We start from the raw sequence: 15,038 nt of genomic DNA on the forward strand, positions 1-15,038 counted from the left end.
AAATGAACACTTTGGCAGTCATCGGCTTGGGCTATGTCGGCCTGCCGCTGGTCGTGGCCTTCGGCAAGCAGATGCGCACGATCGGCTTCGACATCGCTAGAACCAAGGTCGAGTCGTGCCAGCGTGGTGTCGATCCCTCGCGCGAGCTGCCCGATGAGGAGCTGGCCGCGGCGACGCACGCGGTCTACACCGCCGATCCGGCGATGCTCGGCGAGGCCGACGTGATCATCGTCGCCGTGCCGACGCCGGTCGACGAAGCCCACATCCCCGATTTCAAGCCGCTGATCGGCTCGTCGACCAGCGTCGGCCGGCACATGAAGAAGGGCGCGATCGTCGTCTACGAATCCACCGTCTATCCCGGCGCGACCGAAGAGGTCTGCATCCCGGTGCTGGAGCGTGAGTCGGGCCTGAAGTGGAAGCAGGACTTCTTCGTCGGCTACTCGCCCGAGCGCATCAACCCGGGCGACAAGGAACACACGCTGACCAAGATCCTGAAGATCGTTTCCGGCGACACGCCCGAGACGCTCGACAAGGTGGCCAAGGTCTACGAGAAGATCATCGAGCCGGGCGTGCACCGCGCGTCGTCGATCAAGGCCGCCGAGGCCGCGAAGGTGATCGAGAACACCCAGCGCGACCTGAACATCGCGCTGATGAACGAGCTGGCGATCATCTTCGACAAGATCGGCATCGACACCACCGAGGTGCTGACCGCCGCCGGCACGAAGTGGAACTTCCTGAAGTTCAAGCCGGGCCTGGTCGGCGGCCATTGCATCGGCGTCGACCCGTACTACCTGACGCACAAGGCCGACATGCTCGGCTACCACCCGCAGGTGATCCTGGCCGGCCGCCGCATCAACGACTCGATGGGCAAGTTCATTGCCGAGCAGACGATCAAGCACATGATCGCCGCCGGCTCGTACATCAAGGGCGCGAAGGTCAACGTGCTCGGCCTGACCTTCAAGGAAAACTGCGGCGACCTGCGCAATTCGAAGGTCATCGACATCATCAACGAGCTGAAGTCCTACGGCGTCGAGGTCTTCGTCACCGACCCGCAGGCGACCAGCGAAGAGGCGGTGCACGAGTACGGCGTGCCGCTGGTGTCGTGGGACGACCTGCCGCGGGCCGATGCGATCGTCGCCGCGGTCGCGCACCAGGAATTCGCCACGCTGACGGCCGAGGACTTCGGCAAGAAGCTGGTCAAGGGCGGCGCGTTCATCGACGTCAAGGCGGCGTTCGACGCGCCGATGCTGCAGGGCGCGGGCTACCGCGTCTGGCGCCTGTAAACCCGGCGCCGGCCGCTCCCAGCGGCCGGCATAGCGCAACCGGCAGTCCGGCTCATGCTCTTCACGACGGCGGCCTTCCTGCTGCTGTTCCTGCCCGTCACGCTGGCGGGCTTCTTCGTGCTCGGCCGCCGCTCGCACGCGGCGGCGGCTGGCTGGCTGTTCCTGGCGTCGCTGTTCTTCTACGGCTACTGGATGCCGGTGTTCACGCTGCTGCTGCTGGCGTCGATCGGCATCAACTTCGTCACCGGCCGCCACATCGCGCAGCGCGTGCGCGGCGGGGCGCAGGCCGATGCCAAGCGCTGGCTGGTGCTGGGCCTGGTTTTCAACCTCGGCTTGCTGGGCTACTTCAAGTACGCCAACTTCTTCGTCGACAACCTGCACGCGCTGTTCGGGGCGCAGCTGTCGTGGACCCGGGTGATCCTGCCGATCGGCATCTCGTTCTACAGCTTCACGCAGATCGCGTTCCTGGTCGACGCCTACGAAGGCAAGGTCGACGAGGCGAACCCGGTGCACTACGGCCTGTTCGTCACCTACTTCCCGCACCTGATCGCGGGGCCGGTGCTGCACCACGCGCAGATGATGCCGCAGTTCGCCGACCCGGCGATCTACCGGCCGCGCGCCGATCGGCTGATCGGCGGCCTGGCGATCTTCGCGATCGGCCTGCTGAAGAAGGTCGTGCTGGCCGACGGCGTCGCGCCGTACGCCGACGCGGTGTTCCGCCCCGCCGATGGCGGCGCGCTGCCCGGCATGGGCGAGGCCTGGCTCGGCGCGCTGGCGTACACGCTGCAGATCTACTTCGATTTCTCGGGCTACTCCGACATGGCGATCGGGCTGTCGTGGCTGTTCAACATCCGGCTGCCGTTCAACTTCGATTCGCCGTACCAGGCGCGCAGCATCTCGGACTTCTGGCGCCGCTGGCACATCTCGCTGTCGACCTTCCTGCGCGACTACCTCTACATCCCGCTCGGCGGCAACCGGCACGGCCCGGCGCGGCGCTACCTGAACCTGGCGACCACGATGCTGCTCGGCGGGCTCTGGCACGGCGCCGGCTGGACTTTCGTGATCTGGGGCGGACTGCATGGGCTGTACCTGGCGCTGAACCACGGCTTCCGCGCGCTGCTCGGCGCGGCGCATGCAAGCCTCGAGCGGCAATGGCTGTACCGCAGTGCGAGCTGGCTGCTGACGCTGCTGGTGGTCGTGCTGGCCTGGGTCTTCTTCCGTGCCGAGACGCTCGGCGGCGCGCTGCGCATGCTGCAGGCGATGGCCGGTTTCGGCGCGACATCGGCCACGCCGGTCCAGCTCTGGCAGGCCGGCTTGCATGCCTCGGCCGGCGCCTGGTGGTGCCTGGCGCTCGGCGCCGTCGCGCTGTGGGCGCCGAACAGCAACCGCATCGGCGAGCGCCTGCTGGCTGAGCTCGAGAAGCCGGCGGCGTGGCGCCCGATGCTGGCCGGCGCCGCGCTCGCCGCGACGACGCTGCTGCTGCTCGTCAACGTCGCGCGCGACTCCGTCAGCGCCTTCATCTACTTCAACTTCTGATGCTGCGCCGCCTCGCTCTCGCCGCTGCCGGTGCGCTGCTGCTGCTGGGTGCCGCCGAGGTGCTGCTGCGCCTGCTGCCGGTCTCGACCGCGACCGAGTTCGGCTACCACGTCGATCCGCTGATCCTGACCTACCCGCCGGGGCACCGCTGGCAGGTGGCGACCGGCTGGGACCTGCGCAATCCGCAGCGGCTGCAGGCCAACAACTTCGGCTTCGCGAGCACGGTCGACTACCAACCGGGCAGCAATGCGGTCGCGCTGATCGGCGACAGCTTCGTCGAGGCCTCGATGCTCGACGAGTCCGACCGCTCGGCGGCGCAGTTCGCGCGCGCCGCGGCCGATGGTCGGCCGGTGTACTCGCTGGCGATACCCGGATCGTCGCTGCTCGATTACGCCGAGCGCATCCGTTTCGCGAGCGAGCGCCTGGGCGTGCGCGATTTCGTCGTGTTGATGGAAGCGGGCGATGTCGGCCAGGCGCTGTGCGGCTCCGGCAACGTGCACGGGCCCTGCCTGGATGCGCGCACGCTGCAGCCGCAGCAGCAGCTGCGTGCCGCGCCGACGGCGCTCAAGCGCGTGCTGCGGCACTCCGCGCTGCTGCAGTACCTGCTGTCGCAGATCAAGCTCGATGGTCGACGCCTGTGGCGCCAGGCGCTCGCATCGGCGGCGCCGCCGAGCCCGGAGGACGTGCCCGAGCCCGGCGTGGCCGGCGCCGCGGCGCTGCCGGCCGCCGCGCCGACGCCCGTGCGCGAGGAGATGGTGCGCGCCGTCACCAAGGCGTTCTTCGAGCGCGTGCGCCCCTACGCCACCGGCCGGCTGGTGCTGATGGTCGACGGCCGCCGCGGCCGCGCCGCACTGGCCGCGCCGCGCGAGGCCGGCACCGACATCCTGCGCGAGCGCGACCGTTTTCTCGAGCTGGCGCGCGCCGAAGGCGCGCAGGTGATCGATGCCGAGGACGTCTACCGCGCCCACTGGGCAGCCTCGGAGCTGTCGATCGAGGTCGGGCCCTACGACCGCCACCTGAACGCGCTCGGCCTGCAGCTGATGATGGGCGCGGGCGCCCGGGCGCTGCGATGAGCCGAGTGGACGAACGCCCGCTGGTGGCGCACGTCGTCTACCGCTTCGACACCGGCGGGCTGGAGAACGGCCTCGTCAACCTGATCAACCACATGCCGGCCGACGCCTACCGGCATGCCGTCATCGCGCTGACCGAGGTCACCGACTTCCGCCAGCGCGTCAAGCGCGACGACGTGCAGTTCATCGCGCTGAACAAGCCGCCCGGGCATGCGCTGAAGCTCTACCCGCGCCTGACGCGCCTGTTCCGCGAGCTGCAGCCGGCGATCGTGCACACCCGCAACCTGGCGGCGCTGGAGTGCGTGCTGCCGGCCTGGTTGGCCGGCGTGCCGGTGCGCCTGCACGGCGAGCACGGCCGCGACGTCGAGGACCTCGACGGGTCGAGCCGCAAGTACCAGTGGTTGCGGCGCGCCTACAAGCCGTGGGTCACGCACTACGTCGCGCTGTCCAACGATCTCGCGGGTTACCTGGCGGCGAAGGTGCACGTCGGGCCGCGGGCTATGAGCCAGGTCTACAACGGCGTCGACACGCAGCGCTTCCGGCCGGCCGACGGCGCGAGGCCGGCGATCGACGGCTGCCCTTTCGATCCGCAGCGGCACTGGCTGGTCGGCACCGTCGGCCGCATGCAGCAGGTCAAGGCCCAGCCGGCGTTGGCGCGCGCCTTCGTCGACGTGTTGCAGCGCCAGCCCGCGTTGCGCGAGCGGCTGCGCCTGGTGATGATCGGCGGCGGCCCGCTGCGCGACGAGGTGCAGGCGATCGTCACGGCTGCCGGCGTGCAGGACCTGTGCTGGCTGCCCGGCGAGCGCAGCGACGTGGCCGAGATCATGCGAACCCTGAGCTGCTTCGTGCTGCCCTCGCTCGCCGAGGGCATCTCCAACACCATCCTCGAGGCGATGGCCAGCGCTCTGCCGGTGATCGCCACCGCTGTCGGCGGCAATGCCGAGCTGGTGGCCACCGGCGCGAGCGGGTTGATCGTGCCGCCCGCCGATGCGAAGGCGCTTGCCGACGCGCTCGAGTCGCTGGCCGGGGACCCGGACCGCGCCGCCGACATGGGGCGCGCCGGCCGGGCGCGCGCCATCGGACAATTCAGCCTGCAGGCGATGGTGGCGCGCTACCAGGGCCTGTACGACCAGCAGCTGCGCGCCGCGCATGCGCACCCGCACCCCACGACATGACCGTGCCCGACACCCACACGCCGCCGATGCAAGTGCACCTGACCTTCGACATCGAGGTCTGGTGCAACGGCTGGGACGACCTCGACGGCCGCTTTGCCGCGAGCTTCGAGCGTTATTACTACGGCAGCTCGAAGCACGGCCACTACGCGCTGCCGAAGACGCTGGAGATCATGAACCGGCACGGCATCACCGGCGTCTTCTTCGTCGAGCCGCTGTTCTCGGCGCGCTTCGGTGCGCGCCACCTCGACACGGTGACCAAGCTGATCGCCGATGCCGGCCAGGACATCCAGCTGCACCTGCATGCCGAGTGGACCGACGAGCTCGATCCGGCGCCGATCGCCGACGCGGCGCACAAGCGCCAGCACCTGACGCTGTACACGCAGGACGAGCAGGCGGCGCTGATCGGCTTCGGCCGCAAGCTGCTCGAGGCCTCGACCGGCCGGCCGGTGACGGCATTCCGCGCTGGCAGCTTCGCCGCCAACCGCGACACCTATGCCGCGCTGCGGCGCCAGGGCATCGTGGTCGACAGCAGCTTGAACGCGATGGCCGACTTCACCGGCGGCAGCATCGATGCGGTGCAGGCGCCGGGTGAACAGCGCACGATCGACGGCGTCACCGTCTACCCGATCACCGTGTTCCGCGACGGCTTCGGCCGCGCGCGGCCGGCGCAGGTCGGCGCCAGCAGCTTCGACGAGCTGAGCCAGGCGATGCTCGCGGCGCGCGCCGCCGGCTGCCGGCACTTCGTGATCGTGTCGCACAACTTCGAGATGCTCAAGCCGGGGTCGAGCGAGCCGGACTGGATCGTCGTGCGCCGCTTCGAGCGGCTGTGCGCCTGGCTGCAGCAGCACCGCGAGCTGTTCCAAGTCGGCCCGCTGCCGCTGCCGCAGCAGGTGCGGCCGGTGGTGCCGATCGAGCAGCGGGTCACCGTCTCCGGCTGGAGCACCGCGGTGCGCCACGTCGAGCAACTGCGGCGCCGCCTGGGCTGAGCCGCGATGGGTCGCGCATTCTCGACCTACCTGGACCTGGTGCGCTTCGTCGCCGCGTGCCTGGTCTACCTGTGGCACTCGAACATGCGGCTGCTGGTCGAGGACAAGCTGCCGGCCAGCGGCTACGGCCACAGCGCGGTGACGGTGTTCTTCGTGCTGTCCGGGCTGGTGATCGCCTACGCCACCGATACCAAGGAAAAGACCTGGATCGACTACAGCGCGAGCCGGCTGTCGCGCGTGTATTCGGTGGTCATCCCGGCGATCATCCTGACGCCGCTGCTCGATGCCGCCGGGCGGGTGCTCTACCCCGAGCTGTACGCCTATCCGTGGGACCGCTTCGCGCTGCGCATCGCCGGCTGTACGCTGATGCTCAACGAGGCCTGGTTCATCTCGATCACCTATTTCTCGAACGTGCCGTACTGGTCGATCGCGTTCGAGTTCTGGTACTACGTGCTGTTCGGGCTGTCGATGTTCCTGCCGCGGCCGCTGCGCCTGCCGGCGGTCATCGGCTGCGCTGTGCTGATCGGCCCGAAGCTGCTGCTGCTGCTGCCGGTGTGGTGGTCCGGCGTCGTGCTGTACCGCTGGCGCTGGCTGCAGCAGCGTTCGCTCGGTTTCGCGTGGGCGCTGGTGGTCGTGTCGTCGACCGGCATCGTGCTGATGCACTGGCTCGACCTGTACCACGTGTGGCCCAAGCAGCTCGAGCACCTGATCGGCACGGCGCTGCACACGAACCTGACCTTCGCGCGCTTCTTCCCGGCCGACTACCTGCTCGGCGCGCTGGTGTTCTGCAACTTCGCCGGCATGCGCATCGTCGCGCCGACGATCGAGCCGCTGCTCACGCCGCTGGAGAAGCCGGTCAAGGTGCTGGCCGGCTACACCTTCACGCTGTACCTGCTGCACCAGCCGCTGCTGCTGTTCTGGACCGCGGTCGTGCGCGGCGATCCGAAGGGCCACGGCTTCTGGGTCATCGTCACGCTGCTGACGGCGCTGTCGGTGTGGGCCATCGGCCACTTCACCGAGCAGAAGCGGCTGCCGCTGCGGCGCGCGCTGCAGCGGCTGTTCCAGCGGCTGTCGCTGGCGCTGCGGCGCCCGGCCGCCGCGCCTGACGGCGCCTAATTCATCAGGCGCTGCACCAGCGGCAGCAGCACCTCGACCGCCGACTCCTGGCGCACCGGCACCACCGAGGTGGTCTGGTCGGTCGGCAGCCGCGGCAGCCGTTCGCAGACCGGCCGCACGCGGCGCAGGACCTTCGCCAGGTCGGCCACCAGCACCTCGGTGGCGGCCTTGGCCATCGTGTACTCGGTCATGCCTTTCGGGCGCTCGCTGATGAAGACCGTCGACGGCACGAAGACCTGCACCGTGCGCTCGCCGGCGCGCTGCTCCAGCAGCATGCACAGCGCCTCGAAGCGCCGGGCGTAGAAGGTCATGAACTCGTCGAACAGCGCGGCGTCGAAGACGCCCGCCTTCTTGCGGTAGATGCGCGGCGTCGCGAAATAGAAGACCACGTCCGGCAGCGGCAGGTCGGCCACCCGCGCGGTCCAGTCGTCGGCCAGCAGATCGAGCGCGCAGGTGCTGGCGCCGCCGCGGCCGGAGGCGTTGATCTCGCCCGCGACGCGCTGCGCATCGGCCGCGCCGGCGGCATGCGTCAACACCACCTCGCCGCCGCCGGTGGCCACCAGCTTCGCGGCCAGCTCGCCGAGCCCGCGCGAACCGCCGAGCACCCAGGCCCGTTTGCCGGCGAAGACATCGGCGGCGAGCCGAGGTGCGAGCTCGGCCATCGCCGGCTGCACCTGCGCCGGCGGCCGCTGGAAGGCCTTCAGCTGGCCGCGGATGCAGCCGTCGAAGGCGACCACGAAGAGCCGGAAGCGCGGGTCGTACTTCAGCACCTGGAAGCGCAGCGCGGTGGCCTCGGCGTCACCCGGCTCGAGCACCAGCGACGAGAACACCGAGTGCAGCCCCGGGCAGACCATGCCGACGTAACTCGACAGCAGCCCGATCGCCGCGATCCGCCGCTCGCCGTAGAGCGCGCAGCTGCGCGGGAACGCGGCGGCGAAATCGGCCGCCGGCAGCGGCAGTTGCTGCACCTGGCCGACCCAGGACTCGGGCGCGCGCTCGATCGGCTGCGCCGGCACCTCGAGCACGCCCGGCGCCGCAGCGCCCGGCGCGGGCAGGGCGCTCGCCGGGCCGCGGAGGATGATGCGCGTGCACTCCAGCCCGTGCACCGACGCGCGCAGCGCCAGGCCCTCGCCATCGTGCTCGGGCCGGGTGAAATCGACGGCATCGTCGACGCACACCGGGTTGAGGAAGTCGCAGTCGATGCGCGGCGCTGCGCCGGCCGAACCGGCCGCATCGGCCGGCAGCCGTTCGAGCGCCGCCAGCAACGTGTGGATGCCGTGCACCACCGGCCGGCCGGTGATCAGCCGGCGCGCGGCGACCGGATCCATGTGCATCGGGTTGACGTCGCCGCTCAATGCAGCGAAGCGGCGCTGGTCGTCGGCACCGAAGCAGTGGCTGCCGAGCGACGGCGATCCGGAAAGAGGCAGGTTCATGGGGCGAAGGGGCGGCGCGCCCGGCAACAGGAGCGCCGATTGTGGCCGCCCATGCGAGAGCGTCGTCCGTGAAAAATGGACGGCCGCCGGCCCGCCGGACGCCCGGCCGCGGGGGCAATCCTGACATGGTCGAGATGGATAATCGCCGGCTTCCTCACGTTCGAGCGCCGAACCCCCATGGCCAGTGCAATGGCAGACATCGATCGCCTGCTGACTCTCGAATCACGCGCCGCGGTGCGCACCCAGCTGGCCTCGCTGCGCGCGCCGCTGACGCTGCCGCAGGCGCAAAACCTGCGCGAGCGCATCGTCGCGCTCGAGCCGGCGCCGAAGCAGCTGCGGCTGGCCATCGTGCACACCTACACCAGCGACCTGCTGCAGCCCTGGCTCGACCTGAACGCCGCGATGGCCGGCTTCACGCCCGAGACCTACCACGCGCCCTACGGCCTCGCGCTGCAGGAGGCGAGCCCCGGCTCCGCGCTGGTCGCACACCGGCCCGACCTGACGCTGCTGATGCTGCGCCGCGAAGACCTGCATCCCGACCTCGCACGACCGATCGTCGGCCTGTCGCCCGAGCGCCGCGATGCATTGCGCGCGGCCTGCCTGGCGCAAGTGCGCGAGTGGCTGTCGGCGTTCCGCGCGCAGCCGGTGGGCCAGCTGCTGCTGACGCTGCTGCCGCCGGTGGCGCCGCCCAGCCTCGGGCTCTACGACACGCTCGCCGAATCGTCCGAAGCCGCCTGGTGGTCGACGCTGAAGGTCGAGATCGCCGCGTGGATGCGCGCCGAATGCCCGGCCTCGCTGCTGCTCGACCTCGACGAGACCATGCTGCAGGTCGGCCGTGCGAACTTCTTCGACCGGCGCTACTGGTACTCGTCGCGCTACCCGTTCACGGCGGCCGCGGCGATGGAGTTCACGCAGCGCGTGATCGCCGTCGGCGAGCTCAAGGCGGCACGCCAGGCCAAGGTGCTGGTGCTCGATGCCGACAACACGCTGTGGGGCGGCATCGTCGGCGAGGACGGCTTCGACGGCATCGCCCTCGGCCCCGACTACCCCGGCAACGCCTATGTCGAGTTCCAGCGCCGCATCCTCGATTTCCAGCAGCGCGGCTTCATTCTCGCGATGTGCAGCAAGAACAACCCGGCCGATGTCGAGCAGGTGCTGCGCGACCATCCGCACCAGCTGCTGCGGGCCGAGCACTTCGCTGCGCGCCGCGTCAACTGGGAGCCGAAGGCCGACAACCTGGTGTCGCTGGCGAAGGAGCTGAACCTCGGCCTCGAGTCGTTCATCTTCGTCGACGACAGTGACCACGAATGCGCCGCGGTGCGCCACCGGCTGCCCGAGGTCGAGGTGGTGCAGGTGCCCGCGCGTGCCGTCGACGTGCCCGGCTGCCTCGACCGCATCGCGCGGCTCGAGGTCCTGTCGCTGACGGCAGAGGACCAGGCCAAGACGCAGATGTACGCGCAGGAGCAGCGCCGCCGCGAGCTGGCCGAGGAGCTTGGCGCCGGCGGCGGCGGTGATTACCTGGCGCGGCTGCAGATGAAGATGCAGGTCGGCTTGGATGAGCGCGGCCACCTCGTGCGGCTGGCGCAGCTGACGCGCAAGACCAATCAGTTCAACCTGACGACGCGCCGCTACGACGACGAGCAGATGCGTGCCGCGCTCGAATCCGACCAGTGGCTGGTGTTTCACTTCTCGCTCGCCGATGTCTTCGGCGACAGCGGCATCGTCGGCCTGGCGATGTGGCGCATGGCCGAAGCGGGCGCGGCCGAACTCGACACCTTCCTGATGTCCTGCCGCGTCATCGGCCGCCAGGCCGAAGCCGCCTTCCTGCATGCGCAGATGCGGCTGCTGGCCGAGCGCGGCGTGCAGCAGCTCGTCGCCGACTACCTGCCGACGGCGAAGAATGACCTGGTGAAGCACTTCCTGCCCGAGCAAGGCTTCGAGCTTGGGGCCGACGGCCGCTATCGCCGCGACCTGCACGCCCAGCCGGCGAGCGACGCCGCGGCCTTCCCGATCGAAGTCAACTTCGCCACTTCCCTTTCCATCGAACCGCGCCTGACCGGAGTTCCCGCATGAGCAGCCTCTTCGGCCGACTGCAATCCACCATCGCCACCACGCTGAAGGTTCCGCCCGCCAAGATCACCGAGAGCACCAGCAACGAGGACCTGCCCGCATGGGACTCGCTCGGCCAGGTCAACCTGATGATGGCGCTTGAGCAGACCTTCGACCTGTACATCGAGGTCGAGGATTTCGAGGGCCTGCGCTCGGTGCCGGCGATCCTGTCGTACCTGCAGCGCAGCGGCGTGCAGTGAGCCTTCATCGGTGAGTCCGCTCGAGTTCGCCTCCGGCCTGGCTAAGCGCTACCTGACCGACGAGCGCGTCGACAGCCTGCGCAATGCCTACCTCGCGACGCGCCAGCGCGCCGCGCCGCTGCTGCGCCTGGTGCACGGCACCTTCGACTGCGCCGCGCTGCGCCAGCACCTGGAGCAGCGCATCGGCCGCGACTTCGAGATCCTGATGGTTCACAGCTCGGTGAACCACATGAAGCCGATGTTCACCGACACGCCGCTGGACCTGGTGCGCATGCTGATCGACTACTGCGGGCCCGAGCGCACGCTGGCGATGCCGGCGTTCTACTTCGGCGAGCCCGAAGACGGCGGTGCCTACGCGACCTTCCAGCGCAACCCGCGCTTCGACCTGCGGCGCACGCCCTCGCAGATGGGGCTGGCGACCGAGCTGTTCCGGCGGATGCCCGGGGTGCGGCACAGCCGGCATCCGGTCTACCGCATCAGTGCGCTCGGGCCGCTGGCCGAGGAGCTGACGCGCGGCCACGAGAACGCATCGAGCCCGGCCGGCCGCGGCAGCCCGTTCGAGACCATGGCCCGGCGCGACACCTGCATCATCGGCATCGGCAAGCCGATCCAGGTGCTGACGCAGGCGCACCACGTCGAGGAGCTGATGGGCGACGAGTTCCCGGTGCCCTCGCGCGCCGGCGTGCCGCTGCCGATGACGCTGGTCGACCGCGACGGCGAATTTCCGTTCGAGCTGCGCGCGCGCGGCGTCGACGGCCGCTTCGACATCTGGAAGCTGCGCAAGATCGTGACGCCCGAGGCGCTGCCCGAATGGCAGTTCCACCATGTGCCATTGTTCGCGACCCGCGCGGGCGAGCTGACTCGGCAACTGGTCGAGGCGGCGCGGCGCGGCCTCACACTGTACGATCCGCTCCCCGCGCGCTGACGCGGGGCGCATCACCTAAGCCGACGAGAACTAGCCATGTGCGGAATCACCGGCCTATTCGACACACGCGCCCAGCGCACCCCCGACCGCGCCGTGCTGCAGCGAATGAACGACTCGCAGCACCACCGCGGCCCCGACGAGGGCAGCCTGCACATCGAGCCCGGCCTCGGGCTCGGCCACCGGCGGCTGTCGATCATCGACATCGCCACCGGCCAGCAGCCGCTGTTCAACGCCGACAAGTCGATCGCCATCGTCTTCAACGGCGAGATCTACAACTACCAGTCGCTGATGGCCGAGCTGCAGGCGCTGGGCTACGTCTTCCACACCAAGAGCGACACCGAGTGCATCGTGCACGCCTGGGAAGCCTGGGGCGAGCGCTGCGTCGACAAGCTGCGCGGCATGTTCGCCTTCGGCCTGTGGGACAAGAACCAGCAGTGCTTCTTCCTCGCCCGTGACCGCATGGGCGTCAAGCCGATGTACTACGCGGCGCTCGACGACGGCTGGATGGCCTTCGGCTCGGAGCTGAAGTCGGTGCTCGCGCACGGCGGGCTCGACCGCACGCTCGATCCGCTGGCGGTCGAGGAGTATTTCGCGCTCGGCTACGTTGCCGAGCCGCGCACCGTCTTCAAGCAGGCGCTGAAGCTGCCGCCGGCGCACATGCTGCTGTGGCGCCGCGGCGAGCCGATGCCGGCATCGAAGCCGTACTGGGACGTGCGCTTCACGCTGAACAACACGATCAGCGCCGAAGACGCCTGCGAGGAACTGCGCCACCGCCTCGACGAGTCGGTGAAGCTGCGCATGATCGCCGAGGTGCCGCTCGGCGCCTTCCTCTCCGGCGGCGTCGACTCGAGCGCCGTCGTCGCGTCGATGGCCGGCGTCTCGGACGAGCCGGTCAACACCTGCTCGATCGCCTTCGACGACCCGGCCTTCAACGAATCGGCCTTCGCGCAGATCGTCGCCGACCGCTACAAGACGCGGCACCACGTCGAGACCGTGCAGAGCGACGACTTCGACCTGATCGACACGCTGGCGCGCTTGTACGACGAGCCGTATGCCGACAGCTCGGCGATTCCCACCTACCGCGTCTGCCAGCTGGCGCGCAAGCGCGTGACGGTGGCGCTGTCGGGCGACGGCGGCGACGAGACCTTCGGCGGCTACCGCCGCTACCGCATGCACCTGATGGAAGAGCGCATGCGCGGGGCGCTGCCCGAAGGGGTGCGGCGGCCGCTGTTCGGCCTGCTCGGCCGCGTCTACCCGAAGGCCGACTGGGCGCCGCGCGTGTTCCGTGCCAAGACCACGTTCGAGGGCATGGCGCGCAGCTCGGTCGAGGCCTACTTCCATTCCGTGTCGATCCTGCGCGGGCCGATGCGCGACGAGCTGTTCAGCCCGCGCTTCAAGGCCGATCTCGCCGGCTACGACGCGCTCGAAGTCTTCAATGCGCACGCCGCGCGCGCCGACACCGACGATCCGCTGGCGCTGATCCAGTACCTCGACTACAAGACCTACCTGGTCGGCGACATCAACACCAAGGTCGACCGCGCCAGCATGGCGCATTCGCTCGAGGTGCGCGAGCCGCTGATGGACCACCCGCTGATCGAGTGGCTCGCCACGCTGCCGACCTCGCTGAAGATCCGCGGCCAGGAAGGCAAGTACCTGCTGAAGAAGGCGATGGAGCCGAAGCTGTCGGACGACATCCTGTACCGGCCGAAGATGGGCTTCGCGGTGCCGCTGGCACGCTGGTTCCGCGGGCCGCTGAAGCAGCGCGTGCGTGATGCGGTGCTGGGGCCGCGGCTGGCCGAGACCGGCTGGTTCAACCGCGACTACCTCAAGCGCCTGGTCGACGACCACCAGAGCGGCGTGCGCGACTACAGCGCGCCGCTGTGGACGCTGCTGATGTTCGAGGCCTTCCTGCGCAACGTCGTCGATGCCGGCGTCGAACGGCCGGTCGAGCCGCTGGTGGAGGCCGCTGCCTGATGAGTGTCCGGATCCTCCATGTGCTGGATCACTCGGCGCCGCTGCACAGCGGCTACGCCTTTCGCACGTTATCGATCCTGCAGCAGCAGCGCCAGCTCGGCTGGCAGACGGAGCACCTGACCTCGCCGAAGCAGGGCCCGGGCGAGGCACTGAAGGAGCAGGTCGACGGCTGGACCTTCCACCGCACGCCGAACCGCGACGGCATCGGGCTGGTCGGGCAGATGAAGCTCACTGCGCGCCGGCTCGACCAACTGATCACCGAGCTGAAGCCGGACCTGATCCACGCCCACTCGCCGGTGCTCAATGCCCTGCCGAGCCTGTGGGTCGCGCGCCGCCATCACCTGCCGGTGGTCTACGAGATGCGCGCCTCGTGGGAGGACGCCGCGGTCGACCACGGCACGACGACCGAAGGCAGCCTGCGCTACCGCGTCTCGCGCGGGCTGGAGTCGCTGGCGCTGCACTGGGCCGACCAGGTGACGACGATCTGCGAAGGCCTGCGCGGCGACATCCGCGCGCGCGGCGTTGCCGACGGCAAGATCACCGTGATCCCGAACGCGGTCGACGTCGGCACCTTCAAGTTCGGCGCCCCGGCCGACGAGTCGCTGCGCGCGAAGCTCGGCCTCGACGGTGCGCTCGTGCTCGGCTTCGCCGGCTCGTTCTACGGCTACGAGGGCCTGCACCTGCTGATCGACGCGGTGCAGCGCCTGCTGCCGGCGCATCCCAACCTGCGCGTGCTGATGGTCGGCGGCGGTCCGCAGGATGCGGCGCTGAAGGCCCAGGCCGCGGCCGCGGGGCTCGCCGACAAGGTGATCTTCACCGGTCGCGTGCCGCATGCCGAGGTGCAGCGCTACTACGAGCTGATCGACGTGCTGGCCTATCCGCGGCTGCCGATCCGGCTGACCGAGCTGGTCACGCCGCTGAAGCCGCTGGAGGCGATGGCGCAGGGGCGCATGTTCGTCGCCTCCGACGTCGGCGGCCACCGCGAGCTGATCCGCGACGGCGAGACCGGCTTCCTGTTCAAGGCCGGCGACGCCGGCGCGCTGGCCGGTTCGATCGCCGCCGTGCTCGCGCGCCGCGATGACTGGCCGCGCATCCGGGCGCAGGCGCGCCGCTTCGTCGAGGTCGAGCGCACCTGGGCGAGCAGCGTCGCGCGCTACCGCGACGTCTACGGCCGCGCGCTGTCCCGCAAGGGCCGCAGCCTGCCGGCGTTGACCTGAAAAGAGTAACTCCA

12 protein-coding genes are annotated in these 15,038 nt (G+C 69.8%); 11 read left to right on the forward strand and 1 reads right to left on the reverse strand.

The window, feature by feature from the left end; genetic code table 11:
* Nucleotides 1-2 precede the first annotated feature (2 nt).
* The 6 genes from HLB44_RS05855 to HLB44_RS05880 are packed head-to-tail and all read left to right on the forward strand — an operon-like array spanning nt 3 to nt 7,166.
* Nucleotides 3-1,283, forward strand: coding sequence for a nucleotide sugar dehydrogenase (locus HLB44_RS05855; protein ID WP_173121624.1), 1,281 nt, complete (start codon nt 3-5; stop codon nt 1,281-1,283).
* A 54-nt stretch (nt 1,284-1,337) separates the two neighbouring features.
* A complete protein-coding gene (locus HLB44_RS05860) occupies nt 1,338-2,819 on the forward strand; it encodes an MBOAT family O-acyltransferase (protein ID WP_173121626.1) in 1,482 nt (493 codons plus the stop codon).
* Nucleotides 2,819-3,892, forward strand: a complete 1,074-nt coding sequence (locus HLB44_RS05865) for a hypothetical protein (RefSeq protein WP_173121628.1) — start codon at nt 2,819-2,821, stop codon at nt 3,890-3,892. The genes HLB44_RS05860 and HLB44_RS05865 overlap by 1 nt, the downstream gene beginning before the upstream one ends.
* Nucleotides 3,889-5,064 carry a TIGR03088 family PEP-CTERM/XrtA system glycosyltransferase gene (locus HLB44_RS05870; RefSeq protein WP_173121630.1) on the forward strand — a complete coding sequence of 392 codons (1,176 nt, stop codon included), beginning with the start codon at nt 3,889-3,891 and terminating at the stop codon, nt 5,062-5,064. Before HLB44_RS05865 ends, HLB44_RS05870 begins: the two co-directional genes overlap by 4 nt.
* Entirely contained in the window at nt 5,061-6,050 is a 990-nt protein-coding gene (locus tag HLB44_RS05875) for a polysaccharide deacetylase family protein (RefSeq protein WP_173121632.1), read from the forward strand. Before HLB44_RS05870 ends, HLB44_RS05875 begins: the two co-directional genes overlap by 4 nt.
* A 6-nt stretch (nt 6,051-6,056) precedes the next feature.
* Entirely contained in the window at nt 6,057-7,166 is a 1,110-nt protein-coding gene (locus HLB44_RS05880) for an acyltransferase family protein (protein ID WP_173121634.1), read from the forward strand.
* Here the strand turns inward: HLB44_RS05880 and HLB44_RS05885 are convergent.
* Complete coding sequence (locus HLB44_RS05885; RefSeq protein WP_173121635.1) at nt 7,163-8,599, reverse strand: MaoC/PaaZ C-terminal domain-containing protein; 1,437 nt, start codon at nt 8,597-8,599, stop codon at nt 7,163-7,165. The two genes, HLB44_RS05880 and HLB44_RS05885, sit on opposite strands and share 4 nt — an antisense overlap.
* 189 nt (nt 8,600-8,788) lie before the next feature.
* Between HLB44_RS05885 and HLB44_RS05890 the strand changes: the two genes are divergently transcribed.
* Genes HLB44_RS05890 through HLB44_RS05910 form a run of 5 tightly spaced genes read left to right on the forward strand, consistent with a single transcriptional unit; the run spans nt 8,789 to nt 15,024 of the window.
* Entirely contained in the window at nt 8,789-10,672 is a 1,884-nt protein-coding gene (locus tag HLB44_RS05890; RefSeq protein ID WP_173121636.1) for an HAD-IIIC family phosphatase, read from the forward strand.
* On the forward strand, nt 10,669-10,908 hold the full coding sequence (locus HLB44_RS05895; RefSeq protein WP_173121637.1) for an acyl carrier protein: 240 nt from the start codon (nt 10,669-10,671) through the stop codon (nt 10,906-10,908). The genes HLB44_RS05890 and HLB44_RS05895 overlap by 4 nt, the downstream gene beginning before the upstream one ends.
* Nucleotides 10,909-10,918: 10 nt before the next feature.
* Nucleotides 10,919-11,833, forward strand: a complete 915-nt coding sequence (locus HLB44_RS05900; protein WP_173121638.1) for an AAC(3) family N-acetyltransferase — start codon at nt 10,919-10,921, stop codon at nt 11,831-11,833.
* Between the two features lie 36 nt (nt 11,834-11,869).
* Nucleotides 11,870-13,807, forward strand: a complete 1,938-nt coding sequence (locus HLB44_RS05905; protein WP_173121639.1) for an XrtA/PEP-CTERM system amidotransferase — start codon at nt 11,870-11,872, stop codon at nt 13,805-13,807.
* Nucleotides 13,807-15,024, forward strand: a complete 1,218-nt coding sequence (locus HLB44_RS05910; protein ID WP_173121640.1) for a TIGR04063 family PEP-CTERM/XrtA system glycosyltransferase — start codon at nt 13,807-13,809, stop codon at nt 15,022-15,024. The genes HLB44_RS05905 and HLB44_RS05910 overlap by 1 nt, the downstream gene beginning before the upstream one ends.
* Nucleotides 15,025-15,038 lie beyond the last annotated feature (14 nt).

Source organism: Pseudaquabacterium terrae (assembly GCF_013266755.1).
Taxonomy (GTDB): Bacteria; Pseudomonadota; Gammaproteobacteria; order Burkholderiales; family Burkholderiaceae_C; genus Pseudaquabacterium; species Pseudaquabacterium terrae.

What these genes read in the sequence shown, in the direction of transcription:
- HLB44_RS05855 (WP_173121624.1), top strand. Translation starts at nt 3, where the DNA reads ATGAACACTTTGGCAGTCATCGGCTTGGGCTATGTCGGCCTGCCGCTG.
- HLB44_RS05860 (WP_173121626.1), top strand. Translation starts at nt 1,338, where the DNA reads ATGCTCTTCACGACGGCGGCCTTCCTGCTGCTGTTCCTGCCCGTCACG.
- HLB44_RS05865 (WP_173121628.1), top strand. Translation starts at nt 2,819, where the DNA reads ATGCTGCGCCGCCTCGCTCTCGCCGCTGCCGGTGCGCTGCTGCTGCTG.
- HLB44_RS05870 (WP_173121630.1), top strand. Translation starts at nt 3,889, where the DNA reads ATGAGCCGAGTGGACGAACGCCCGCTGGTGGCGCACGTCGTCTACCGC.
- HLB44_RS05875 (WP_173121632.1), top strand. Translation starts at nt 5,061, where the DNA reads ATGACCGTGCCCGACACCCACACGCCGCCGATGCAAGTGCACCTGACC.
- HLB44_RS05880 (WP_173121634.1), top strand. Translation starts at nt 6,057, where the DNA reads ATGGGTCGCGCATTCTCGACCTACCTGGACCTGGTGCGCTTCGTCGCC.
- HLB44_RS05885 (WP_173121635.1), bottom strand. Translation starts at nt 8,599, where the DNA reads ATGAACCTGCCTCTTTCCGGATCGCCGTCGCTCGGCAGCCACTGCTTC.
- HLB44_RS05890 (WP_173121636.1), top strand. Translation starts at nt 8,789, where the DNA reads ATGGCAGACATCGATCGCCTGCTGACTCTCGAATCACGCGCCGCGGTG.
- HLB44_RS05895 (WP_173121637.1), top strand. Translation starts at nt 10,669, where the DNA reads ATGAGCAGCCTCTTCGGCCGACTGCAATCCACCATCGCCACCACGCTG.
- HLB44_RS05905 (WP_173121639.1), top strand. Translation starts at nt 11,870, where the DNA reads ATGTGCGGAATCACCGGCCTATTCGACACACGCGCCCAGCGCACCCCC.
- HLB44_RS05910 (WP_173121640.1), top strand. Translation starts at nt 13,807, where the DNA reads ATGAGTGTCCGGATCCTCCATGTGCTGGATCACTCGGCGCCGCTGCAC.